Annotated in this window: 23 protein-coding genes; 15 read left to right on the forward strand and 8 right to left on the reverse strand. The window is 73.6% G+C overall.

From position 1 onward, the window contains the following. Nucleotides 1-126 precede the first annotated feature (126 nt). The 6 genes from dapC (at nt 127) to ABD811_RS10295 (ending at nt 5,034) form a co-directional block, all read left to right on the forward strand. The gene (gene dapC, locus ABD811_RS10270) at nt 127-1,218 is read left to right on the forward strand and encodes a succinyldiaminopimelate transaminase (protein WP_344944482.1); all 1,092 of its coding nucleotides are present in this window, start codon (nt 127-129) and stop codon (nt 1,216-1,218) included. A gap of 213 nt (nt 1,219-1,431) precedes the next feature. After that, nucleotides 1,432-2,058: a DUF4178 domain-containing protein gene (locus ABD811_RS10275; RefSeq protein WP_344944429.1), complete on the forward strand. Its 627-nt coding sequence runs from the start codon at nt 1,432-1,434 to the stop codon at nt 2,056-2,058. Nucleotides 2,059-2,062: 4 nt separating this feature from the next. Next, a complete protein-coding gene (locus ABD811_RS10280; RefSeq protein ID WP_344944431.1) occupies nt 2,063-2,572 on the forward strand; it encodes a DUF2617 family protein in 510 nt (169 codons plus the stop codon). Further along, entirely contained in the window at nt 2,569-3,012 is a 444-nt protein-coding gene (locus tag ABD811_RS10285) for a DUF4247 domain-containing protein (RefSeq protein ID WP_344944434.1), read from the forward strand. Before ABD811_RS10280 ends, ABD811_RS10285 begins: the two co-directional genes overlap by 4 nt. 10 nt (nt 3,013-3,022) lie before the next feature. Continuing rightward, on the forward strand, nt 3,023-3,448 hold the full coding sequence (locus ABD811_RS10290) for a DUF350 domain-containing protein (protein ID WP_344944437.1): 426 nt from the start codon (nt 3,023-3,025) through the stop codon (nt 3,446-3,448). A gap of 41 nt (nt 3,449-3,489) precedes the next feature. Beyond that, nucleotides 3,490-5,034: a polyamine aminopropyltransferase gene (locus ABD811_RS10295; protein WP_344944487.1), complete on the forward strand. Its 1,545-nt coding sequence runs from the start codon at nt 3,490-3,492 to the stop codon at nt 5,032-5,034. A gap of 108 nt (nt 5,035-5,142) precedes the next feature. Here the strand turns inward: ABD811_RS10295 and ABD811_RS10300 are convergent, their stop codons facing one another. Then, nucleotides 5,143-5,940, reverse strand: coding sequence for a MerR family transcriptional regulator (locus tag ABD811_RS10300; protein ID WP_344944440.1), 798 nt, complete (start codon nt 5,938-5,940; stop codon nt 5,143-5,145). Between the two features lie 88 nt (nt 5,941-6,028). On the opposite strand from ABD811_RS10300, the gene ABD811_RS10305 reads away from it, so the two are divergent. After that, the gene (locus ABD811_RS10305; RefSeq protein ID WP_344944443.1) at nt 6,029-7,168 is read left to right on the forward strand and encodes an acyl-CoA dehydrogenase family protein; all 1,140 of its coding nucleotides are present in this window, start codon (nt 6,029-6,031) and stop codon (nt 7,166-7,168) included. On the opposite strand, the gene ABD811_RS10310 is transcribed toward ABD811_RS10305, so the two are convergent. The 3 genes from ABD811_RS10310 to ABD811_RS10320 form a co-directional block, all read right to left on the reverse strand. Further along, entirely contained in the window at nt 7,169-7,993 is an 825-nt protein-coding gene (locus tag ABD811_RS10310) for an SAM-dependent methyltransferase (RefSeq protein WP_344944445.1), read from the reverse strand. Nucleotides 7,994-8,106: 113 nt separating this feature from the next. Next, entirely contained in the window at nt 8,107-9,975 is a 1,869-nt protein-coding gene (locus ABD811_RS10315) for a protein kinase domain-containing protein (protein WP_344944490.1), read from the reverse strand. A 74-nt stretch (nt 9,976-10,049) separates the two neighbouring features. Continuing rightward, nucleotides 10,050-10,949, reverse strand: coding sequence for a hypothetical protein (locus ABD811_RS10320; RefSeq protein WP_344944448.1), 900 nt, complete (start codon nt 10,947-10,949; stop codon nt 10,050-10,052). A 44-nt stretch (nt 10,950-10,993) separates the two neighbouring features. Here ABD811_RS10320 and ABD811_RS10325 point away from each other — a divergent pair, with 44 nt between their 5' ends. Further along, nucleotides 10,994-11,830, forward strand: coding sequence for a 2,3,4,5-tetrahydropyridine-2,6-dicarboxylate N-succinyltransferase (locus ABD811_RS10325; protein WP_344944451.1), 837 nt, complete (start codon nt 10,994-10,996; stop codon nt 11,828-11,830). A gap of 10 nt (nt 11,831-11,840) precedes the next feature. Further along, the gene (gene dapE, locus ABD811_RS10330) at nt 11,841-12,899 is read left to right on the forward strand and encodes a succinyl-diaminopimelate desuccinylase (protein WP_344944453.1); all 1,059 of its coding nucleotides are present in this window, start codon (nt 11,841-11,843) and stop codon (nt 12,897-12,899) included. Here the strand turns inward: dapE and ABD811_RS10335 are convergent. Together ABD811_RS10335 and ABD811_RS10340 are read right to left on the reverse strand one after the other, a co-directional pair. Beyond that, nucleotides 12,889-15,057, reverse strand: a complete 2,169-nt coding sequence (locus ABD811_RS10335) for a bifunctional polysaccharide deacetylase/glycosyltransferase family 2 protein (protein WP_344944455.1) — start codon at nt 15,055-15,057, stop codon at nt 12,889-12,891. The genes dapE and ABD811_RS10335 overlap by 11 nt on opposite strands. 4 nt (nt 15,058-15,061) lie before the next feature. Then, nucleotides 15,062-15,514: a hypothetical protein gene (locus tag ABD811_RS10340; protein ID WP_344944457.1), complete on the reverse strand. Its 453-nt coding sequence runs from the start codon at nt 15,512-15,514 to the stop codon at nt 15,062-15,064. Between the two features lie 187 nt (nt 15,515-15,701). Between ABD811_RS10340 and ABD811_RS10345 the strand changes: the two genes are divergently transcribed. The 3 genes from ABD811_RS10345 to ABD811_RS10355 all read left to right on the forward strand — a co-directional run bounded on the left by ABD811_RS10345 (nt 15,702) and on the right by ABD811_RS10355 (nt 18,628). Beyond that, nucleotides 15,702-16,511 carry an LOG family protein gene (locus tag ABD811_RS10345; protein ID WP_344944460.1) on the forward strand — a complete coding sequence of 270 codons (810 nt, stop codon included), beginning with the start codon at nt 15,702-15,704 and terminating at the stop codon, nt 16,509-16,511. Continuing rightward, entirely contained in the window at nt 16,511-17,125 is a 615-nt protein-coding gene (locus ABD811_RS10350; RefSeq protein WP_344944463.1) for an LOG family protein, read from the forward strand. Before ABD811_RS10345 ends, ABD811_RS10350 begins: the two co-directional genes overlap by 1 nt. A gap of 189 nt (nt 17,126-17,314) precedes the next feature. Then, complete coding sequence (locus ABD811_RS10355) at nt 17,315-18,628, forward strand: alkaline phosphatase PhoX (protein ID WP_344944466.1); 1,314 nt, start codon at nt 17,315-17,317, stop codon at nt 18,626-18,628. Between the two features lie 59 nt (nt 18,629-18,687). Here ABD811_RS10355 and ABD811_RS10360 read toward each other — a convergent pair whose 3' ends face one another. Beyond that, a complete protein-coding gene (locus ABD811_RS10360) occupies nt 18,688-19,014 on the reverse strand; it encodes a hypothetical protein (RefSeq protein WP_344944468.1) in 327 nt (108 codons plus the stop codon). Nucleotides 19,015-19,069: 55 nt separating this feature from the next. Here ABD811_RS10360 and ABD811_RS10365 point away from each other — a divergent pair, with 55 nt between their 5' ends. The 3 genes from ABD811_RS10365 (at nt 19,070) to ABD811_RS10375 (ending at nt 20,669) form a co-directional block, all read left to right on the forward strand. Next, nucleotides 19,070-19,576 (forward strand): hypothetical protein, encoded by a 507-nt coding sequence (locus ABD811_RS10365; RefSeq protein ID WP_344944469.1) that lies wholly within the window; start codon nt 19,070-19,072, stop codon nt 19,574-19,576. Beyond that, on the forward strand, nt 19,573-20,019 hold the full coding sequence (locus tag ABD811_RS10370) for an SRPBCC family protein (protein ID WP_344944472.1): 447 nt from the start codon (nt 19,573-19,575) through the stop codon (nt 20,017-20,019). The genes ABD811_RS10365 and ABD811_RS10370 overlap by 4 nt, the downstream gene beginning before the upstream one ends. Nucleotides 20,020-20,093: 74 nt before the next feature. Next, a complete protein-coding gene (locus ABD811_RS10375) occupies nt 20,094-20,669 on the forward strand; it encodes a DNA-3-methyladenine glycosylase I (RefSeq protein WP_344944475.1) in 576 nt (191 codons plus the stop codon). Between the two features lie 12 nt (nt 20,670-20,681). Here ABD811_RS10375 and ABD811_RS10380 read toward each other — a convergent pair whose 3' ends face one another. Next, nucleotides 20,682-23,270, reverse strand: coding sequence for an FtsX-like permease family protein (locus ABD811_RS10380; RefSeq protein ID WP_344944477.1), 2,589 nt, complete (start codon nt 23,268-23,270; stop codon nt 20,682-20,684). Nucleotides 23,271-23,330 lie beyond the last annotated feature (60 nt).

Raw genomic sequence — 23,330 nt, forward strand, 5'->3', positions numbered from 1 at the left:
CGGGGCCACGGCCTTCGTGTTGACCGGGGACGCCGTCCTCCCGTGCGCCGCCGCCCCGAATGCCGGGGCCGCCGGGACGGTGCCCGGCTGACCCATACGCCTGTCGCAGAAACGGAGCCATCTGTGGTGTTCACGCTGCCGGACTTCCCATGGGATCGGCTGCAGCCCTACCGGGAACGCGCCGCCGCGCACCCCGGCGGGCTCGTCGACCTGTCGGTCGGCACCCCCGTGGACCCCACGCCCGAACCCGTGCGCGCGGCGCTGGCCGAGGCCGCCGACGCCCCCGGCTACCCGCAGACCTACGGGACGCCCCGGCTGCGCGAGGCCGTCGCGGGGTGGCTGCGGCGCCGGCTCGGCGTGACCGGCGCCGACCCCGACGCGGTGCTGCCGGTGATCGGCACCAAGGAGCTGGTGGCGTGGCTGCCGACCCTGCTCGGCGCGGGCCCCGGCGACCGGGTCGTGTTCCCCGAGCTGGCCTACCCGACCTACGACGTGGGCGCCCGCCTGGCCGGGGCCGAGCCGGTGCCCGCCGACGGGCTGCTGTCCCTCGGCCCGGTCAACCCGAAGATCGTCTGGGTGAACTCCCCGTCCAACCCGACGGGCCGGGTGCTGCCCACCGAGCACCTGCGCAAGGTGGTGGCCTGGGCGCGCGGCCGCGGCGCGATCGTGGTCAGCGACGAGTGCTACCTGGAGTTCGGCTGGGACGCCGACCCCGAGCGGCGGCCGATCTCGATCCTGCACCCGGACGTGTGCGAGGGCTCGCACGAGGGGCTGCTGGCGGTCAACTCGCTGTCCAAGCGCTCCAACATGGCGGGCTACCGGGCCGGGATCGTCACCGGCGACCCGGCGCTGGTCAAGCGGCTGCTGGAGGTCCGCAAGCACGCCGGGATGATCGTCCCCGCGCCGGTGCAGGCCGCGATGACCGCCGCGTTCGACGACGACGCGCACGTGGACGCCCAGCGCGAGCGCTACGCCCGCCGCCGCGCCGCCCTGCGCGAGGCGTTCGAGCGGCACGGCTTCCGCATCGACCACTCCGAGGCGTCGCTGTACCTGTGGGCGACCCGGGACGAGCCCTGCTGGGACACCGTCGGCTACCTGGCCGGCCTCGGCATCCTCGTCGGCCCCGGCGACTTCTACGGCCAGGGCGGGGCGCGGCACGTCCGCATCGCCTTCACCGCGACCGACGAACGCGTCGCCGCGGCCGCCTCCCGCCTCTGACACCTCGGCTGGCCATCTGACGCGGCCCGCCGTGGTCTGCCGCCTCTGACGCGCGGCCGTGCACGGCGCTTCGCGCCGGGACGCATCTGTTACGCGCGGATTGAAACCATTGGGACGGCGGTGACGTCTATGCTGCCGATGTTCCTGCGTGACCGATATCGATAGGATCCGCAGGTCCATCCCGGCGCTGTAGTCGAATCCGTGGAGGTCCGCATGGGCGGAGCAGCGGTCGCGGTCCTGCTCGTCCTGATCCTTGCCGCCCTGCTCGTCATCGGCGTGCTGCTGGTGGTGCTGCTGCGGCGGCGCGGCCCGGGGTCCGCGGCGCCGGGAGCCGCGCCCGCCGTTCCGCGCGACCCGTTCGCCGCCGCCGACGCGGTGGGCGGCGACCCGCGCGCCATCAAGGCCGGCGACATGATCGAGTACCTGGGCGTCCGGTACTTCGTGCGGGGCTCGCTGCGCATGCGCGAGGGCGGGTTCACCTGGAGCGAGCACCTGCTGGACGCCGACACTGCCGAGGGCGCCAAGATCTGGATCTCCGTCGAGGAGGACCCGGACCTGGAGGTCGTCTGGTGGACCGCCCGCGACCCCGGCGACCTGCGCCCCGACCGCCGGACGCTCACGGTGGACGGCGTGGAGTACCACCGCGAGGAGCACGGCACCGCCGAGTACGGCAGCGAGGGCACCACGGGCCTCGGCGACCGGGGCCGGGTGGAGTACGTCGACTACGCCGCCCCCGGCGGCCGCTACCTGTCGTTCGAGCGGTTCGGCGGCGCCGAGTGGGAGATGGGCACCGGCGAGCGGGTGCCGAACGGCACGCTGACCATCTACCCGGGAAGCTGACGCCTTGCTCGCCACGCTCGACACCCCCTACGCCGACACCCGCGCCGACGCCCTGTCGTTCGCGGTCGGGCTGCCGCCGCGCGACGCCCTGGCCGTCCTGCCCCTGGAGCGCGCCGGCCTGCGCGTGCAGATGCGGCTGCTCGGCGCGTCCCACCAGGTGATCGCGGGCCCGCTCAGCGAGACCGTGGCCTGCGACCTGCCGGACGGCGCCCGCCCGCTGCCCGCGCGGATGCGCGACGCCCTGCCCGGATGGTCCTACGACTTCGCCGCGCGCACCGCCGTCCACGACGACGACGCCGCGTTCGCCCGCGCCGTCGACGCCTTGCGCGACCGGCTCGCCGGCCGCCCCGACGCGCTGACCGGAACGTTCCCGGGATCGGACCACGCGATCACCGCGCTGGCGCTCGACGACACCGGCACGCCCGGGGGCGAAGTCGGCTGGCGCACCTGGCACGCCTACCCGCAGACCCGGGAGATCGTCATGACGCGCAGCCGGCTGGTGAGGTCATCGTGAGACGCAGGTACTGGGTGATCGGCGGCGTGGCGGCGGCCGTCGTCGGCGTCATCGTGCTGGTCGCGGTGCTGGCGCGGGACGGCGGGCCGCGCGGCTTCATCGCCGACCGGTACACGCGGCTCTACACCGACACCTACCGTTCGCCGAAGCCCCCGCAGGCCGTCGCCCGCGAGATCAACGCCAAGCACAAGGCCATCGACCGGGTGGACGACATGACCGCGCTGGGCCGGGACGGCGGGATCTTCCTGCGCTACCCCAAGCTCGTCGTCGGGGTCCTGCCGGACGGGTCGGGCAGCCGGATCACCGTCGACGACGCGAGAGCCGGCTACAGCCGGTACCACAGCCACGTCGGCAGCCATTGGTCCAGCCCCGGCAGCAACGGCTGGACCAGCAGCGGCAGCGCGTCCTTCCGCGGCGGCGGCCCCGGGTCGGGCAAGTGAGGAGCAACCGTTGAACGACATCCTGCACGAGGGCGGCGCCACGCTCGCCTACGGGGCGCTCGGCATCGCGCTGATGGCGCTGGGCTACCTGGTGGTCGAGGTGACCACCCCCGGGCGGCTCGGCCACCAGATCTGGAGCGAGGGCAACCGCGGCGCCGCGCTGCTGCTGTCGGTCAAGCTCCTCGGCGTCGGCGCGATCGTCACCACCGCCATCGTCACCAGCGACGACGACCTCGGCCAGGGCCTGGTCGACACCGCCGTCTACGGGCTGCTCGGCATCGTGCTGATGGTCGTCGCGTTCTACCTGCTGGACCTGCTCACCCCCGGCAAACTCGGCGCGACGCTGGTGGACGGCGCGGGGGTGCACCCGGCGGGCTGGGTGGTGGCCGCCGCCGACCTCGCCGTCGCGGCGATCGTGGCCGGGGCGGTCTCCTGACCGCCGTCCACCCGGACCGGGCCGACGCTGACGGCGGGGGGCTGCGGCTGCCCGCCCGGGCCGCGCGCGCCCTGGTGCTGGCGGCCGTGTTCACCTGCGCCGCGTGCGGGCTGGTGTACGAGCTGGCGCTCGTCGCCCTCGGCAGCTATCTGGTGGGCAACTCGGTCACCCAGGCGTCGATCGTGCTGTCGGTCATGGTGTTCGCGATGGGCGTCGGCTCACTGGCCGCCAAGCCCCTGCAGCGCCGCCCGGTCGCTGCGTTCGCGCTGGTCGAGGCGGCGCTGGCGCTGACGGGCGGACTGTCGGTGCTGGCGCTGTACGCCGCGTTCGCCTGGCTGGACCTGTACGTCCCGGCGCTGGTGGTGGTCGCCTTCACGGTGGGCGCGCTGATCGGCGCGGAGATCCCGCTGCTGATGACGCTGCTGCAGCGGATCCGGCGGCAGGACGCGGGCAGCGCGGTCGCCGACCTGTTCGCCGCCGACTACGTGGGCGCGCTGGTGGGCGGGCTGGCCTTCCCGTTCGTGCTGCTGCCGATGTTCGGGCACATCAAGGGCGCCCTGGTCGTCGGCGTGGTCAACGCGGTCGCGGGCATCGCCGTGGTGCTGTGGCTGTTCCGGCGGCAGGTGGGACGCGGCGTGCGCGCCGGGCTGTGGGCGGGCATGGCGGGCGTGCTGGCGGTCCTCGGCGCCACCTACGCCCTGGCGGACGGGTTCGAGGTGACCGCGCGGCAGGCCCTGTACCGCGACCCGATCGCGCTGGCCGAGCGCACCCCGTACCAGGAGATCGTGATCACCCGGAAGGTCGCGGTGTCGGGCCGTCCCGACCTGCGGCTGTTCCTGAACGGCGATCTGCAGTTCTCGTCCGTCGACGAGTACCGCTACCACGAGTCGCTGGTGCATCCGGCGCTGTCGGGCGGCCGGGGCAGGGTGCTGGTGCTCGGCGGCGGCGACGGCCTGGCGCTGCGCGAGGTGCTGCGCTACCGGGACGTGCGCGAGGTGACGCTCGTCGAGCTGGACCCGGAGATGCTCCGCCTGGCCCGCACCTACCGCGACCTGGCCGACCTCAACGGGCACGCCTTCACCGACCCGCGCGTGCGCACCGTCGGCGCCGACGCCTTCTCCTGGCTGCGCGGCGCGTCCCGGCAGTACGACGCGGTGATCGTGGACATGCCGGACCCCGACGACGTGTCCACGGCCAAGCTGTACTCGGTGGAGTTCTACGGGCTCGTCAAACGCGTGCTGGCGCCGGGCGGACGGATGGTGGTGCAGTCCGGCTCGCCGTACTTCGCGCCCCGCTCGTTCTGGTGCATCGAGAAGTCCATCCGCGCCGCCGGGCTGGCCACCGCCCCCTACCACGTGGACGTGCCCAGCTTCGGCGACTGGGGCTTCGTCCTGGCCGCCCCCGGCACGGCCCGTCCGCCGCTGACCCTCGCCCCCGCCGTCCCGCCGCTGCGCTTCCTGGACCCCGACGTCCTGCGCGCCGCCACCGTCTTCGGCAAGGACCTGCGCCACCGCGACGTCGACGTCAACACCCTCACCCACCCCCGCCTCGTCGACTACGAAAACCAGGAATGGCGCGACGGGTAGTCCTGTGGGGGGACGACCCCCCTACGCCCCCCGTCAGTCGGGCGGGCGATCCTCACTCCGCTGCGGTCACGTTGTTTATGTGGGGGGACGACCCCCCTACGCCCCCCGTCAGTCGGCCGGACGATCCTCGCTCCGCTGCGCTCCGCTGCGGTCGCCCGCCCTCCGGGGCAGGTGATCCTCACTCCGCTGGCGCTCCGCTGCGGTCACCTGCCCTCGGATGGCGTCGTCGACGGCGCGGCGGAAGGCGGTGACCAGTGACTGGATCACCAGGGGCTTGAGCCTGCCCGACAGCTCGATCAGGCGTTGGCGTTCGTCGGGCGGGCGGCCGCGTTCGCGGTAGGGGCGGACGACCGTGTCCTGGAACACCTGCTGCAGTTCTGTGGCCAGTGCCCGGGTGTGCCGTTCGACGGCCTCGTGGGTGGCCAGCAGCGTCTCCAGGGGCATGGACAGGCTGGCCAGCTCCGCGCCGATGCCCAGCAGCGCCGGGCTGACGACGCGCACGCGGCCGTCCCCCGAAGGTTCGACGATGCCGAGGGCCTGCAGCCGTTCGAGCGCCGCGTCGTCCAGGCGCTGCCCCGTGCGGCGGTCGAGCTCGTGCCGGTCGACCTCCTCGGGCGCCTCCGGGGCCCACGGCGACAGCAGGGCCCGGTGCAGCGCCAGGTCCTCGGGGGAGGCGTGGTCGGGCAGGCGCGCCAGGTGCCGTTCGATCGCCGCCAGCGTCAGCCCCAGCGACTGCAGCTCCCGGATCAGCTCCAGCCGGGCCAGGTGGTCGGGCCCGTACAGGCCGGTGCGCCCGCGCAGCCGGGGCGGCGGCAGCATCCCGCGACCGGCGTAGAACCGCACGGTCCGGACCGTGAGCCCGGCCCGCGCGGCCAGCTCGTCGACCGTCAGCTCCTCGTTGTTCACCGCCCGGGACCCCTCCCCCTATGTGACAGTTCTAGTGTTACATTGAAGTCGTATCAGCAGGCACTTATCGAGGAAGCCGGGGACACGGATGGCGCGCGAGATCTTCACCGAGGAGCACGAGGCGTTCCGCGACATGGTGCGGTCCTTCATCGCCAAGGAGATCGCCCCCCACCACGAGCAGTGGGAACGGGACGGCATCGTCTCCCGCGAGGTCTGGCTGGCCGCGGGACGGCAGGGTCTGCTCGGCATCGAGGTCCCCGAGGAGTACGGGGGCGGCGGCAACACCGACTACCGCTACTACGTCGTGCTGAACGAGGAGCTGGCCCGCGCCGGCGTGTCCGGGCCCGGGTTCGCCGTGCACAACGACATCAACGGCTCCTACCTGCTGCGCCTGACCAACGAGGAGCAGAAGCGGCGCTGGCTGCCCGGCTACTGCTCCGGCGAGATCATCACCGCGATCGCGATGACCGAGCCCGCCGCCGGGTCGGACCTGCAGGGCATCCGCACCACCGCGATCCCCGACGGCGACCACTACGTCCTCAACGGCTCCAAGACCTTCATCTCCAACGGCATCCTCGCCGACCTGGTGATCGTCGTCGCCAAGACCGACCCGGACGCCGGGCACAAGGGCGTCAGCCTGCTGGTCGTCGAGCGCGGCATGGAGGGTTTCGAACGCGGCCGCAACCTGGAGAAGGTCGGCATGCACGCCCAGGACACCGCCGAGCTGTTCTTCAACGACGTGCGGGTGCCCAAGGAGAACCTCCTCGGCGAGGAGGGAATGGGCTTCATCTACCTGATGCAGAACCTGGCCCGTGAACGGCTGTCCATCGGGGTCAGCGCCCAGGCCGGGGCGGAGGCGGCGTTCGAGCAGACCCTCGAGTACTGCCGCACCCGCGAGGCGTTCGGCCGCCCCATCGGCAAGTTCCAGCACAACCGCTTCACGCTGGCCGAGATGAAGACCGAGCTGACCGTGACCCGCGCGTTCACCGACGAATGCGTCGACAAGGAATCGCGCGGCGAACTGAGCGTCGAAGAGGCCGCGATGCTCAAGTACTGGAACACCGAACTGCTCAAGCGCGTCGTCGACCGGTGCGTCCAGTTGTACGGCGGCTACGGCTACATGACCGAATATCCGATCGCCAAGGCCTACCAGGACGCCCGCATCCAGACGATCTTCGGCGGCACCACCGAGATCATGAAGGAGATCATCGGCCGCAGTCTGCTCTGATCACGGCTTGCGGGCGACGGCTCCGTAGACGTCGACGTCCTCCGGCTCGCCGAAGGCCATGGATTCCGGCCGCCACTTCAGGCACGACACCTGGCCCGGCTCGACGAGTTCGAGACCCTCGTAGAGCTCGGCGAGCCGGGCGGGTTCGCGCAGCACGTAGGGCACCGCGCCGGTGTCGTCGTATTCCTCCTGGGCCTGCTGGAGCGCCTCTCCCTGCACTTCGTAGGTGCCGTCGTAGTGGAGGAGGAAACTGCCGGACGGAAGGGCGTCCAGCAGCCGCCGCACGATCGCCTTGGCCTCGTCCCAGTCCTGGATGTGCCCGAGGATTCCCATCAGCATGAGCGCGACCGGCTCGCCGAGGTCGAGCGTCCTGCCGGCCTCGGCGAGGATCGTGTCCGGGTCGCGCAGGTCGGCCTCGACGTAGGTGGTGACGCCCTCGGCGGTGGTGTTGGTCAGCAGCGCCTCGGCGTGCACCAGCACCAGGGGGTCGTTGTCCACATAGACGATCTTGGCGTCGGGGGCGACGCGCTGGGCCACCTCGTGGGTGTTGTCCATCGTCGGCAGCCCGGTGCCGATGTCGAGGAACTGGCGCAGGCCCTCCTCGGCGGCGACGTACCGGACGGCGCGGGTCAGGAACACCCTGGAGGCGAGGGCCATGTCGACGACGCCGGGCGCCTGCTCGCGGTACCGGTCGCCCGCCTCCCGGTCCACGGGGTAGTTGTCCTTGCCGCCGAGCCAGTAGTTCCAGATGCGCGCCGAATGCGGCACGCTGCTGTCGATCTTCGACGTCCGGGGCGCCTCGGAGCCTTGTACGCGTTCCGCCATGGGGGACTTAACTCCTACTGTCCAGTTGTTGACGGTGCGATGTTACTTCTCCCGGCAGATCCGGCATAAAAGACACGCCCCACTCCCCGTAAGGAGTGCGCGCCAATTCGGCGTCACGTTCGCCGCGGGGTGGGGGATTCGGCCTCGACGAGGGCGAGGAATTCGGGTTTGAGCAGGTCGCGGACTTTGGCGTAGGGGGCGGTCAGGCGGTCTCGCGGGCAGTCGCTCCCGAAGACCGAGTAGTTCAGCTCGAACCGGTCGGGGGTGGGGAAGGCGGTGAAGGCGGCCCCCAGGGTCGGTGGGCCGGAGTCGGTTCGGTTCGGGGCGAATTCGCCGGGCGTGATCGAGTCGATCCTGCGGCAGCCCTGCGGGCCCCACATGTAGCGGTTGCTGCTGGTCAGCCGGGTCCAGAGGGTTCTGATGCCGGAGGGCGTCAGGGTGGAGGGCCGGAAGACGTCGTCGGCGGTGAGCACGCGTCCGTTTCTGAGGTCGATCGTCACGGCCCCGGCCGGGATCATGCCGTCGGCGGGCGCGCAGAACTTGACGTCGGGTGTGTAGACGACGGAGATGAGTGCGGGGCCGCGCAATCCGATCTGCGCGGTGGTGCTCAGCGTCGATCTGCGTGAGCCGCAGACCGACGCCTTGGTGTTGCCGCGCATCCAGGTGATGACGCGATCGAGGGGCGCCCGCAGTTCCTGGTTGATGCGGCGCTGCAAGGCGGGGTCGCGGTGCCCGGAGATCTGCACGTACTGGGCGTTCTGGATGGCCACGGGGGCGTCGGTGAGCGTCTGGTTCTGGACGGCCACGGTCGCCGACACCGGGCGTGCCGCCGGTGTGGGCTCGTCGTCCATGCCCGCGTAGACGGCGACGCCGCCCGCGCTCGCCGCGACGGCGGTGCCCGCCACGGCCACCGCCACCTTCGCGCCCGCGCCCGCCAGGATGCCGGAACCCCCTGCCCCCGACGCGCTCGAGACACCGGCGGCGCCGGAGGCACCGGCAGCCCCCGAGGCACCGGCGGCCCCCGAGGCTCCTGCCGCGCCCGCGCCCGCGCCCGAGGCCCCTGCGGCGCCGGCCGCGCCGGAGGCGGCGGCTCCCGCCGTGACGGACGCGGCGGGGGTGATCCCGGCGGCGACCAAGGGGAAGAGGGCGGCCAGGGCCACGGCGGTTCCGGCCAGGACGCGGATGCCGCTCGTCTCCCAGCCGGGGCCGTACGCGGCGACCGCCGCTTCTTCCAGTTCGGCCACGAAGGACGCCGCGCCCCAGGGGCGGTGCGTGGGGTCCTTGGCCATCCCCCGGGCGAGCAGGTTCCGCAAGGGCTCGGGCACGGACTCCACGGGAACGGCCGCGTTCAGGTGCAGCGCCTGCATAGCGACCGGGTTGTCGGCCTCGTAGGGGCGGCGGCCCGTGACGCACTCGAAGAAGACGCACGTGGCGGCGTACACGTCCGCGGCGGGGGTCGCGGGTTCACCGCGCCACTGTTCGGGCGGCATGTACGCAGGCGTCCCCGAGCGGTCGCCCCCGCCTTCCAGCGCGGCGATGCCGAAGTCGATGAGCTTGCTCAGGCCGTCGGCCTGCACCACCACGTTGGCGGGCTTGTAGTCGCGGTGCACCACGCCCGCGGCATGGGCGGCGGCCAGGCCCAGCAGCGACCCCTTGAGGACGGTCAGGGACGCCTCCGGCCCGAGGGCGCCGTGCTCCGCCAGCACCCTTTTCAGGGAGACGCCGTTGACGGCCTCCATGACGAGCGCCGCGCCGTGCTCGCTCTCCACCAGGCGGTACAGGCGCGCCACATGCGGGTCCGACACCCGCCCCAGCAGGACGGCTTCCTCGCGCAGGCGCTCCACGTTCGCGGCGCGCGACAGGTACTTGATGGCCACGGGTGTCCCGCTGCCCGCGTGCCTGGCGAGGACCACGCGTCCCTGGGCGCCGCGCCCCAGTTCGCGCACCTCGTCGAAGCCGTCGATCCGCCATTCGTCCACCATGGCCACCTCCGAATCCCCGACATGAGATCACGCGGAGGTCGCGAAGGTTCGCACAATGTGATTCCGACCGGATATCAGCGGATGATGACCTTGCCCGAGGGGGCCTTGGCGTCCTCGGTCCACCCGTCGTGGCCCTCGTCGACGGTCCAGTGCCGACCCGCGTACCGGACCTCCGTCAGTCCGTACACCTGGGCGTGGGTGACCGCCCACGAGGCCACCGCCCAACCGGTGCGGGCGCCGGAGACGCGGATCGCCTCGAAGTCGCGCCCGGCCGCGCTCGCCTGCCCGTTCGCGCCGCCCACCGTGCGCTGCGCCGCCGTGTCCACCTGCAGGCGGCTGCCGAACGCGCGCCGCATCTCGCGGATCGCCTCGGGGCGCCGGGGCGAGGTGCGCTTGTCGGGGGAGAACCAGCACCGCACCGCCGCCGCCTCACGGCCGGTGAACGCCCGCGCCAGCAGCTTGCCGTCCGGCTCGTGCTGGGCGTAGGCGCGGCCGTCGGCGCTGCGCTGCACCCGCTGGGCCGCGTCGTGCAGGTCGCGGTCCAGGTAGTCCTTCACCTTGACCAGCGCGTCGAAGAACTTGCTGGTGGACTGCACCGGGTCGCGCAGCTTGTCCGGGGTGCCCCAGCCCTGCGACGGGCGCTGCTGGAACATGCCCACCGAGTCGCGGTCGCCGTCCGGCAGGTTGCGGATGTGCGACTCCTGGATCGCGGTGGCGTAGGCGATCACCGCCGCCCGTTCGGGCAGCTCCTTGCGGTACGCCACCGCGGCGATGGTGGCGGCGTTGGCGGCCTGCTCCAGGTCGAGCGGCATCTTGCCCAGCGTCGTGCGCACCTCGCAGTTGGAGCCGTGCAGGTACGGGCGGGCCCGCGAGTACAGCGCGTACCCGCCCGCGGCCAGCCCCACCACCACGGCCAGTGTGACGGCGGCCCAGCGCCACCGGGTGGTCGTCAGCCTCCTCGCCCATGCGGTCACGCGACGACCGTACCGGGGAATGGCCCCCAGTAAGCTCAGGAGCCATGACCCAAACGTTCACCAGCCCGATCTCCGGCGTCATCGACGAGCTGTGGGAGCGGCGAGCCGATCTCTCTCCGGACGACTCCGAGGCCCGCGCGGCCATCGTGGCCGCCGTCGACCAGATCGACACCGGCCAGGCCCGGGTCGCCCAGGTGGACCCCGAGACCGACGAGGTCGTCGTCGACGAGCGCGCCAAGCGGGCGATCCTGCTCAGCTTCAAGGTCCTCGGCATGGTGCGGTCGCAGGTGGGCGACTTCCAGTACCACGACCGCATCCCGCTCAAGAGCCGCCTGGACGGCGTGCGCGTGGTGCCCGGCGCGATCGCCCGGTGGGGCTCCTACCTGGCGCCCGGCGTGGTGCTGATGCCGTCGTTCACCAACATCGGCGCCTACGTCGACTCCGGCACCATGGTCGACACCTGGGCGACCGTGGGGTCGTGCGCGCAGATCGGCAAGAACGTCCACCTGTCGGGCGGCGTGGGCATCGGCGGGGTGCTGGAGCCGCCGAACGCGGTGCCGGTGGTCATCGAGGACGAGGCCATGATCGGCAGCCGGTCGATGATCGTCGAGGGGGCCCGGGTCGGCCGCGGCGCGGTGGTCGGCTCCGGGACGAACCTGTCGGCGTCCATGCCGGTCATCGACGTGGAGACGGGCGAGGAGATCAGCCGGGGCCGCATCCCCGACTGGTGCGTGGCGGTCGGCGGCACCCGGATCAAGGAGTTCAAGGGCGGCACGTTCGGCCTGCCCGCCGTGCTGGTCCTCAAGCGGCTGGAGGAGGGGCGGCGGCATGACAAGGCCGAGCTCAACGACATCCTCCGCGACCACGGCATCAACACCTGAGGACGGCGGCATGCGGCTCGACCTGCACGCGGACGTGGCGGAGCTGACCGCGGCGATCGTCGACATCGAGTCGGTGAGCGGCGCCGAGCGCGCCCTCGCCGACGCGGTCGAGGCGGCCCTGCGGCCCCTGCCGCACCTGTCGGTGGAGCGCGACGGCGACACCGTCGTCGCCCGCACCGGCCTGGGACGCGCCGAGCGCGTCGTGATCGCGGGACATCTGGACACCGTCCCGCTCAACGACAACCTGCCGTCCCGGGTGGAGGGCGACCGGCTGTACGGGTGCGGCACCACCGACATGAAGTCCGGCCTGGCCGTGGCGCTGCGGCTGGCCGCCACCGTGCCGGACCCGAGCCGCGACGTCACCTACGTGTTCTACGAGTGCGAGGAGGTCGAGGCCGACCGCAACGGCCTGCGCCGCCTGGCCGCGGTCCGCCCGGAGCTGCTGGAGGGCGACTTCGCGGTGCTGATGGAGCCCACCGCCGGGCAGATCGAGGGCGGCTGCCAGGGCACGGTGCGCGTCGAGGTCACCGCGACGGGCGCGCGGGCGCACAGCGCGCGCGCCTGGATGGGCTCCAACGCCATCCACTCCGCCGGCACGATCCTGGACGTGCTGCGCGCCTACGAGCCCGCGCGTCCGGTCGTGGACGGCCTGGAGTACCACGAGGGCGTCAACGCGGTGTTCATCAGGGGCGGCGTCGCCGGCAACGTGATCCCCGACGAGTGCGTCGTGACCGTCAACTACCGCTTCGCCCCGGACAAGTCGCTCGACAAGGCCGTGGCGTACCTGCGGGACCTGTTCGCGGGGTTCGACGTGACGGTCACGGACGCGGCCCCCGCCGCCCGCCCCGGCCTCAACCACCCGGCGGCCGCCGCCTTCGTCGCGGCCACCGACGCCCCGGTGCGCGCCAAGCTGGGCTGGACCGACGTCGCCCAGTTCGCCGAGCTCGGCGTCCCGGCCGTCAACTACGGTCCCGGCGAGCCCACCCTGGCCCACACCAAGGACGAGTACGTCGAGATCCCGCTGATCGGCGAGTGCGAGCGCCGCATGCGCACCTGGCTCACGTCCTGAGCGAGTCCACCCGGGGCGTGCCGAACGTGCCGGTGCGCCGGATGGTGTGCCAGCGCAGGCGCGCCCCCAGCAGCGCCGTGACCACCGACTGGAAGACCACCAGGTACATCAGCTGCCGGTAGACCACCTGCTGCAACGGCAGGGTCCACAGAGGGCCGAGCGACTCGCCGTCCAGGCGCAGCGCGTACGCGGCGACCAGTGCCGCGACCCCGGAGAACAGCGCCCAGACGACGACGTACTTCAGCGGGTTCAGGAACACCAGCCCGTACAGCGTGAACACGTCGACCGCCGGGGCGAACAGCGGCAGCACCACCTGGAAGACGGTCAGGTACGGCAGGCAGCGGCGTCCGTAGCGGCCCGACGGGCCCCGCTGCGCCGGTGCACGGCGGTGCTTCCACATCGCCTGCAGGGTGCCGTAGCACCAGCGGTAGCGCTGCCGCCACAGCTGGCGCAGCGACGACGGCGCCTCCGTCCAGGCCAGGGCCCTCTCCTCGTACACCACGCGCCAGCCCGCCCGGCCGATCGCCATGGTCAGGTCGGTGTCCTCGGCGAGGGTGTCGGCGGGCACGCCGCCGACCGAGGCGAGGACCTGCCGGCGGAACGCGCCGATCGCGCCGGGGATGGTGGGCATGCACTGCAGCACGTCGAACAGGCGCCGGTCCAGGTTGAACCCGATGACGTACTCCAGGTGCTGCCAGCGGCCCAGCACGCCGCCCCGGTTGGCGACCTTGGTGTTGCCGCTCACCGCGCCCACCCGCGGGTCGGCCAGCGGGGCGACCAGCCGGCGCAGCGTGTCGCGCTGGAAGACGGTGTCGCCGTCGACCAGCACGACGATCTCGGCGCGGGCGTGGGAGAGGCCGGTGTTGAGCGCGCTCGGCTTGCCCCCGTTGACCTGGTGCACCACCCGGACGGCCGGGTGCCGCGCGAGCTCCCGGGCGATCCGCGGGGTGCCGTCGGTGGAGCCGTCGTCCACGACGATCACTTCGACCGGGGCCGGGTAGTCGGTGTCGAGCAGCGAACGGACCGTCGCGGCCAGGCCCGCCTCCTCGTTGTAGGCGGGCACGACGATCGACACCGGCGGGGTGAAGGGCGTCCGGCGCGTCGGGGGCCGGCCTCGCCCGCGCCGTCCCCGGCGCGTGCGCCGCACGTGGACGCGGGCGGCCAGGACCATCAACGCCAGCCGCAGCAGCGTCAGCGCGGTCACCACGCCGAACAGCACGGTCATCGCGCCGACGAGCCAGCCCGCCAGGCGCTGGCTCATGATCAGGGCCCCGCCGACGGCCCTGTCGGTCGCGGACGCGGGCACGTCGCCCGGGGGCAGCCCCACCGCCCGCGACACCGTGGTGAACCGGTAGCCCCGGGCCGACAGCCGGGTCAGCAGCCGGTCCACGGCCGCGACCGTCTGGGCCCGGTCGCCGCCCGAGTCGTGCAGCATCACGATCGCGCCGGGACGGGCACGGCCGCCGGGGGACGCCCCCTTGCCCGGGGCCGGGCCGATCGCCCGTTCGACGATCCGCTCCACGCCGGGCCGCCGCCAGTCCCCGGTGTCCCTGTCGGCGAGCACCGTGACGTAACCGTGGCGCGCCGCCGCCTCGGCGGCCGCCCACTGGGCGCCGGTGAGGGACGCGGGCGTGGCCGAGAACGGCTGGCGCACCAGGTTGGTGGTGCGTCCGGTGGCGCCCGCGAGCGCGCGCTGGGTGAGGTCCAGTTCCAGCCGCAGGCGCCATCCGGGGACCGCGCCCATGTCGGCATGGGTGTAGGTGTGCGACCCGATCTCGTGGCCCTCGCGCACCATCCGGCGGGCCAGTTCGGGGTGCTCGGCGACGCGTGCCCCGACGGTGAAGAACGTGGCCTGCGCGTGGTGCCTGCGCAGCACGTCCAGGAGTCGTGGCGTCCACGTGGGGTCGGGGCCGTCGTCGAACGTCAGCGCGATCGTGCCGCTCGCCGGACGGGCACTGCGGACGGGCCCGGGGCCGGGCCTGAGCACGGGACCGGCCCGGGTGGCCTCCTCGGGAGGAAGTCCGGCGGCCTTGGAATGGCTTCCATGGCCCTCGCCCATCGCCCCGTGGGCGAATCCGTTCAGCAGCAGCGCCGCGGCGAGGACCAGACCGCTCAGCAGGAACAGAACCCAATGGCCTCGGGGTGTGCGAGTTCGCACCACGTCACCCGTCCACGCGCTTGTCGCGGCCCTTGGCGGGGGGCGCGCTCGGCGCCCGGCCCGGCGCGGAGGCCGGCGGGGACCCGCCGGGCGTCCGTGCGGTGGGGGGCGACGTCGTCGAGGTCGCCGGTCGTGCCGCGCCGCCGTCGGAGGCGGGCGAGGCGCCGGTGCCGGGCGCGGGCCGTCCACTGGGCGGCGTCGCTACGGCCTCCTGCGGCACGGCGGTGGGCCGCACGGTGGCGCGTCCGTGCCGCTCGTTCTCCGTCTGAGGGGCCTTGGTGCCGGGCTTGACCGCCGGCCACGGGGTGTACGGAACGTCCGCCCCGGCCACCAGGTTCACGCCGAGGACCGTCAGGTACGCGGTGAGCAGGGCACCGGCCACCAGCCCGAGCCGCCGCACCAGGCGCGCCCGGCGCCCGGAGACGTCGAGGAACACCGGCTTCGCCGGGGCCGTCACCTCCCCTGTCGTCGCGGTCGGGCCGCCGGGGCGCTCCGCGCGGGCGTGCCGGACGGCGACCTTCCGGTCCCCGGGGTGAACACGAGCATGCTTTGCCACTTCTGCATAAGCGTCGCGCCTGCCCCGGCCGTCACACCTCGGTTTTAATCGGGGGGTCCCGCCCGGGGCCCTTGGTTACGGTGAGGGCATGACATCGGATGTGAGTCCCCGGAAGCGACGGCAGGGGCCCGCGGTGCTGCGGGGCAACGCCGTACCACAGACGACCACCGACCAGCGGCTGCTGGACGGCCGCGGGCCGGTCGACTGGGTCCACGCGGACCCGTGGCGGGTGCTGCGGATCCAGGCGGAGTTCGTGGAGGGCTTCGGGCTGCTGGCCGAGCTGCCGCAGGCGGTCAGCGTGTTCGGCAGCGCCCGCACCAAGCCCGGCTCGGAGGAGTACGAGCTGGCCGTCGACATCGGCGCCCGGCTGCACGAGGCGGGCTACGCGGTGATCACCGGCGGCGGGCCGGGGATCATGGAGGCGGCCAACAAGGGCTGCGACGACGCGGGCGGTCTGTCGGTGGGGCTGGGCATCGAGCTGCCCTTCGAGCAGAAGCTCAACGACCACGTCGACATCGGGCTGGAGTTCCGTTACTTCTTCGTCCGCAAGACGATGTTCGTGAAGTACTCACAGGCATTCGTCGTCCTGCCCGGCGGGTTCGGCACGCTGGACGAGCTGTTCGAGGCCATCACCCTGGTCCAGACCCGCAAGATCACCCGGTTCCCGATCGTGCTGGTCGGCACCGAGTTCTGGGGCGGCCTGCTGGAGTGGATCAAGGCGACCATGCTGCCGTCCGGCAAGATCTCCCCCGAGGACCTCGACCTGGTGCACCTCACCGACGACCCCGACGAGGTCGTGCGCGTCATCGTCGAGGCGCACCGGCTGCAGGAGCGGCGGATCCAGGAGGAGGAGGCGGCCCGCGCGGCGGCGGCCGAGGCGGGGGTGGACGGCACCTGATGAGCCGGCCCCAGTCCGCGGACTCCGGCATGGCGGTGTGCGTGTTCTGCGCCTCCAGCGGCCGGATCGACCGCAAGTTCGTCGAGCTGGCCGCCGAGGTCGGCGCCGAGCTGGCCCGCCGCGGCCACAGCCTGGTCAGCGGCGGCGGCCAGGTGTCGTGCATGGGCGCGGTGGCCCGCGCCGCGCGGGCGGGCGGCGCCCGCACCGTCGGGGTGATCCCCGAGGGCCTGGCCAGTCTGGAGATAGCCGACCACGACAGCGACGAGCTGATCGTCACGCCGGACATGCGCAGCCGCAAGGGCGAGATGGACCGCCGCAGCGACGCGTTCCTGGTGCTGCCCGGCGGCATCGGCACGCTGGAGGAGCTGTTCGAGATCTGGACCGCCCGGGTGCTCGGCATGCACGACAAGCCGCTGGTGCTGCTCGACCCGTACGGCGTGTACGAGCCGTTGCGCGACCTCATGCGCGGCCTGGCCGACCAGGGGTTCGCCCGCCCGAAGATCTTCGACGCGATCAGCTGGACGGGCTCGGTCGCCGAGGCGTTCGACCTGCTGGAGCGGTCCCAGCCGCGCATCCAGGCCACCCCGGAGGACTACGCCGAGGCCGAGCTGTGACCGCTGGTCCGGCAGGCGGCCCGCGCCGCCCCCGGGAACCGTGATCCATATCCGCCCGGCGGGGCCGTCGCGACCCGCCGGGCGGACGGTGTCCTGCGGTTTTTCCGGGCCCGTCCGCACCGGTTCACCGCCGGTTCACCGGCGCCGACCAGGCTCCCGCGTGGCCTGAGCAGACACGAAGGAGAGCCCATGTCCGTGTCCCGTCGCGGGGTGGTGAAGGGCGGCGCCGCCGGTGCGCTGTCCATCGCCCTGGCCGGCAGCCTCGACACGATCTTCCAGACCTCCGCGGGAGCCGACGCCGGTGAGGCGTACGGCTACGGCCCGCTGGTGCCCGACCCCAAGGGGCAGCTCGACCTGCCCAAGGGCTTCTCGTACACGACCATCTCCGCCCAGGGCGACACGATCAAGGACGGCGTGCTGGTTCCCGGCAAGCACGACGGCACCGCCACGTTCAAGGGCCCCCGCCCGGGGGTCACCCGCCTGGTGCGCAACCACGAGCAGACCGGCAGCGGCGTCAAGCCGGTCGCCCCCGCCGGGCTGGTGTACGACCCCGCCGCCTACGGCGGCACCACCACCCTGGACGTCGACCGCGACGGCAAGCTGGTCTCGCAGTACATCAGCCTCGCCGGGACGTCCACCAACTGCGCCGGCGGCCGCACCCCCTGGGGCACCTGGCTGACCTGCGAGGAGACCGAGGGCTTCAGCGGGCAGACCAAGTCCCACGGGTGGGTCTTCGAGGTCGACCCGTCCGGCCGGCTCACCAAGCCCGAGCCGATCACGGGCATGGGCCGGTTCGCGCACGAGGCCGTCGCGGTCGACCCGCGCACCAACATCGCCTACCTCACCGAGGACGCGAGCAAGCCGTTCGGCCTGTTCTACCGGTTCACCCCGAAGGTGCACCGGGGCGGCTACCACAGCTACATGGCGGGCGGGCTGCTGGAGGCGATGTACGTCCCCGACCTGCCGGACCTGTCGGTCGTGCAGGAGCCGGGCGCCACGTTCCGCGTCACGTGGGTGAAGGTGCCCGACCCGTCGGCGGCCGCCACCTCCACCCGCAAGCAGTTCGACAAGATCACCCGCAGCCAGAAGCTGGAGGGCGCCTGGTGGGGCCACGGCAAGGCGTACTTCGTCGCCAGCTACTCCCGCACCGGTGACGGCGCCGCCGCCGACCACGCCGGGCAGGTGTGGAAGTACGACCCGCACCGCCAGACGATCGAACTGGAGCTGGTGTTCAAGCCGGGCGGCCGGTTCGACGGCCCGGACAACATCACCGTCTCCCCGTACGGCGGCGGCGTGATCCTGGCCGAGGACGGCGACGGCGAGCAGTACCTCGTCGGCACCACCCGCAAGGGCAAGCCGTTCGCCTTCGCCCGCAACGCCTTCAACGACAGCGAGATGACGGGCGTGACGTTCTCCCCGGACGGCCGGACGCTGTTCGCCAACCGGCAGGAGCCCGGCGTCACCTTCGCCATCACCGGTCCCTGGCACCGCCTGCGCGCCTGAGACCAGACCCTCCCGGGCCGCGCCCTGCCGGCATCCTCGGCGGGGCGCGGCTTGTGCGTTCAGGCGAGGCCGCGGCGGGTGAGCGCGGGCGGGCGGGTCCCCCGGATCGAGGCGACCATGTCGACCACCTGCCGGACGGCCGCCTCCTGCGTCTCGGGCACCCGCAGCGTCCGCACGCCCAGCCACGCGTACACGGCGGCGGCCGCCAGCAGTCCCGCGTCCGGCTCGGGACTGCCCGGGTCGTCGGGGACGAGCGTCACCAGCATCGGCCGTCCGGCCGCCACCAGCGCCTCGACCCGGTCGGCGGGCGGCGCCACGCCCGCGTCGGCGACGTCCTCGGGGACCGCCGCGGCGAGCGGCACGACACGCTGCTCCTGCACGTCCATGCCCAGATCGTGGCACGATCGTCATGCGGAGGCGTAGACAGATCGGAGCGAGATCGTGGTTGTGGTGCTCGTCCTGGCCGGCCTGGCCGTCCTGGGCGCCGTCGTGGTCCTCGCCATGGGACGCGGGGGCGAACTGGCCCCGGCCCGTCCCGACCATGCGCCGTTCCGGCTGCCGCCGGGGCACGCCCTCACCGCGCCGGACGTGGCGCTGCTGCGGCTGCCGCGCGGCCTGTGGGGCTACCAGGTGGAGGTCGCCGACGAGACGCTGCATCGGCTGGCGTACGCGCTGTCGGAGCGGGACGTCCGCGTGGCCGAACTGGAACGGCAGGTCGACGTGCTGCGGAACCGCCTCGGCGATGCGGAGGTGGACGCCGTGGACGACCCGTATGCCCCGTATGACCGCGAGATCGAACCAAAACTTTACGGACCGGGCGAGCGCGTGTCCTGGGACGACCCCGAGCAGGCCGCCCACCCCGGCGACGACCCCGTCCGGCCCGGCGACGACTCCGTCGACGACCCGATCGACCTGGCCAAACGGCGCGACGACGAGGACAAGCCGTGAGCCGTGTCGCCGTGCACGCCGAGGCCGCCGCGCCCGTGGCGGCCGAGGACGTCTTCGGTGTCCTCACCGACTGGCCCCGGCACGACGAGTGGATGCCGTTCACGCGCGCCCGGGGCGGGCACGGCGAAGGCGCCGAACTGGAGGCCTGGACGGGCGTCGGCTCGGTCGGCTTCACCGACACCATGGTCATCACCGGATGGCGCCCGGGACGCCGCGTCACCGTCCGCCACACCGGCCGGATCGTCCGCGGGGAGGCGTTCTTCGCGGTCGCCCCGCTGCCCGGTGGCGGCAGCCGCGTCACCTGGGCCGAACACCTGGACCTGCCTCTCGGGCCCCTGGGCCGCACCGCCTGGCTGGTGGCGGGCCCGGTCGTCCGCGGCTTCATGACCCTCGCCCTGCGCCGCCTGGCCCGCCTCGCCTCGCGCACCGCCCGGCCGGCCTGACGGGCGTCGCCGGATCGGCCTGACGGCCTCGGGGCGGCCGGAACTGTCGGAGCCGTGCGGTAGAAACGGGGGCGATGAGCACGGCGATCCTCGGCGAGGACGGTCGGGCGCGCTGCCCCTGGGGTGTGTCGGCGCCCGACTACGTCGCCTACCACGATGACGAATGGGGGCGCCCGGTCCGCGACGACCGGGGGCTGTACGAGCGGCTGTGCCTGGAGGCGTTCCAGTCGGGCCTGTCCTGGCTGACGATCCTGCGCAAACGCGAGGGCTTCCGGGCCGCGTTCGCCGGGTTCGACCCCGAGAAGGTCGCGGCGTTCGACGCGTCCGACGTCGAACGCCTGATGGGCGACGCGGCGATCGTCCGCAACCGGGCGAAGATCGAGGCCGCGATCGCCAACGCCCGGGCCGCGCTGGACCTGCCCGGCGGCCTGGCCGCGACGGCCTGGCGGTACGCCGACCCCGGGGCCCCCGCCCCGGAGTCCACCGCCGACGTCCCCGCGTTCACCCCCGGCTCCAAGGCCCTGGCCAAGGAGCTGAAGAGGCACGGCTTCCGGTTCGTCGGCCCGACCACCGCGTACGCCCTCATGCAGGCCTGCGGGCTGGTCGACGACCACCTCACCGGCTGCCACCGCCGCGGCGCCTACCGCTAGCCCCCAGGCGGATCACTCCGCCTTGGTGGCCTCCAGGATGGGGATGTCGGCCGCGCGGCGGGCGGGGAAGGCCGAGGTCGCCAGGGTGACCACGGCGGCACCGGCCGCCACCAGCGGGAACAGCCACCACGGCGACTGCGGCCGCAGGAACGAGCTGCCGGTCGTCACGTGCAGGAGGGCGATCGTGCCGAGCGCGGTGCCGACGCCCAGCAGGGTGCCGAGGAGCACCACGGTGGCCGCCTCCCAGCGGACGATCGAGCGGATCTGCGTCATCGTCGTGCCGACCGCGCCGAGCAGCCCGAACTCGCGGGTGCGTTCGGCGACGCTCATCGACACGGTGGTGGCCATGCCGAACAGGGCCAGCACCAGCGCCATGCCGAGGAAGCCGTACATCACGCGCAGGCCCCGGGTGAGGCTTCCGGCGACGGCGTCGACGTAGCCGGCGCGGTCGTACACCTCGGCGCCGGGCACGTCCGCCACGGTCCGGGTCAGGGCGTCGGCCGAGCCGCCGCGGACCAGCACGGCCTGCGTCACGGCGTTCGGGTCGAGCGTTTCCATCGTCGCGGGCGCCACCAGGGCCTGGTCGGCGAACAGGTGCGACGGGTCGTGGTAGGCGCCCGCCACCGTCAGCGTGACCCGGCCCGCCGAGCCGCGCACGGTGATGCGCTGGCCGCGGTGCAGGCGCTGGGCCTCCATGACGGCCGACGTCAGGCCGATCTCGCCGGGACGCAGCGCGGGCAGCCGGCCGCCGAGCCGCAGCACGTCGCGCAGGCCGTTCTGGTCCGCGCCGCTGACCAGGATGTGGAACGCCTCGGGCGGGTCCTCGGGGGACGGGCGGCGCGGCGCGGGCGAGACGAGCTTGACGTCGGTCTGGGTGAGCGCCGTCGCGCGGGTCACTCCGGGAAGGGCCGCCACGCGGGCCGCGACGTCGCGCGGCAGCGGTGCGGCGGCGCCGTCGGAGCTCACGCCGGTGGCGGTGACGGCGTGGTCGGCGGCCAGCACCTGCCGTCCGGCCTCGTCGAACCGGGACTGCACCGACAGCGTGACCATTGCCGTGGAGGCGACCAGCGCGACGCCCAGCATCAGCGACGAGGCGGCCGAGGAGACGCGGCGCGGGCTGCGGGTGATGGTGGCGCGGGCCAACCGCCCGGTCTCGCCGCTGACCAGCATCCCGACGCGGCCGACCAGGCCGCCCAGCGGGCCGACGAAGAACGGGGCGAGCAGCGCCAGGCCGGCCACGCCCGTCATCGTCGCGAACATGATCATCAATGCGGTGCCGACCGTGCGTTCGGGGCCGGGCGGCTCCTCCAGGCGCACCGCGAACGACAGCGCGTACCAGCCGCCCGCCAGGGCGAACACCGCGAACGCGCCCAGCAGCCGGGGCCAGCGGCGGCCCGGCGTCTCGGTGGCGGTGGTGCGCAGCGCCTGCATGGGCGAGATCCGGGCGGCGCGGCGCGCGGCCCGCCACGCGGCGAGCTGGGTGACCAGGATCCCGGCCGCGGCGGGCACGAGGAGCGCCACCCAGCCGAACTGGGCGTCGGCGGCGGAGATGTCGAAGCCGTCCTGCGCGAACAGCCGGGTGAGCAGCGCCGACACCGGATAGCCCGCGGCCACCCCGCCCGCCGAGGCGACCGCGCCGACCGCGAGGGCCTCGAACCGGATCAGCCGTTTGATCTGCCGCGGGGTCGCGCCGATCGCGCTGAGCAGCGCCAGCCGCCGGGTGCGCTGGCGCACCAGCGTGCCGAACGTGTTGGCCACGACGAACAGCCCGACGAAGATCGCGACGGAGGCGAGCATGCCGATCGCGCCGCCGATGGAGGCCCCGGCCGACTGCGTGTCGGCGCGCATCGCGGCGCGCACGGACGCGCCCGTCCGCACGGTCACCTCGCCGCCCAGGTCGCGGGCGAGCTCGGCGCGCAGCCGGTCGGCGGGCACGCCCGGGGCGGTCTTCACCCAGACGCTCTGCCACGTCCCGGCGGGCAGCCCGGCGGTGCGCGCGACGGTGGCGGGCGGCGCCAGCACGAGGTCGCCGGCGGCCACGGAGCCGCGGCCCTGGACGGTGACGATCCCCGCGATCCGCACCCGCCGGGTCTCGCGGGGCAGCAGCAGCGTCAGGGTGTCGCCGACGTCCAGCTCTCCGGCGCGCGCGACGTGCCGGGAGACGGCGACCTCCCCGTCGGCGGCCGGGGCGCGTCCGGCCTCCAGGTGGTACGGGTTCAGCCGCCGGTCGGAGATCCACGGACGCAGCAGCGTGCCGCCCTCCACCGGGGCGGTGATCGCCTTCCCGTCGGGCCGGGCGGCCGTCACCGGCACCATGGCGTCCCCGGCGGCGGCGGCGACGCCGGGCCGGGACGCGACCCGGTCCAGCCGCACCCGGCCGTCCGGCGGCGTGTACAGGTCGTCGGCGTCGATCGTCCCGCCCTGCACGAGCACGTCGGCGCGGGCGTACTCGCTGGCGTCGCTGCCCGAGACCGCCTCCTGCGCGCGCAGCGTGAACTGCAGCGAGCCCGCGATCAGCGCGATGGCGCCGAGCGCGGCCAGCAGGGTGGCGGCCAGCCGCATCCAGCCCTCGGCGAACGAGCGCCGCGCGATCAGCCACACGGCTCAGCCCTCCATCGCGCGCATGCGGGCGTGCACGGCGTCGATGGTCGGGGCGGCCAG

This window comes from Actinomadura miaoliensis (genome assembly GCF_039536785.1).
In the GTDB taxonomy this organism is placed as follows: domain Bacteria; phylum Actinomycetota; class Actinomycetes; order Streptosporangiales; family Streptosporangiaceae; genus Spirillospora; species Spirillospora miaoliensis.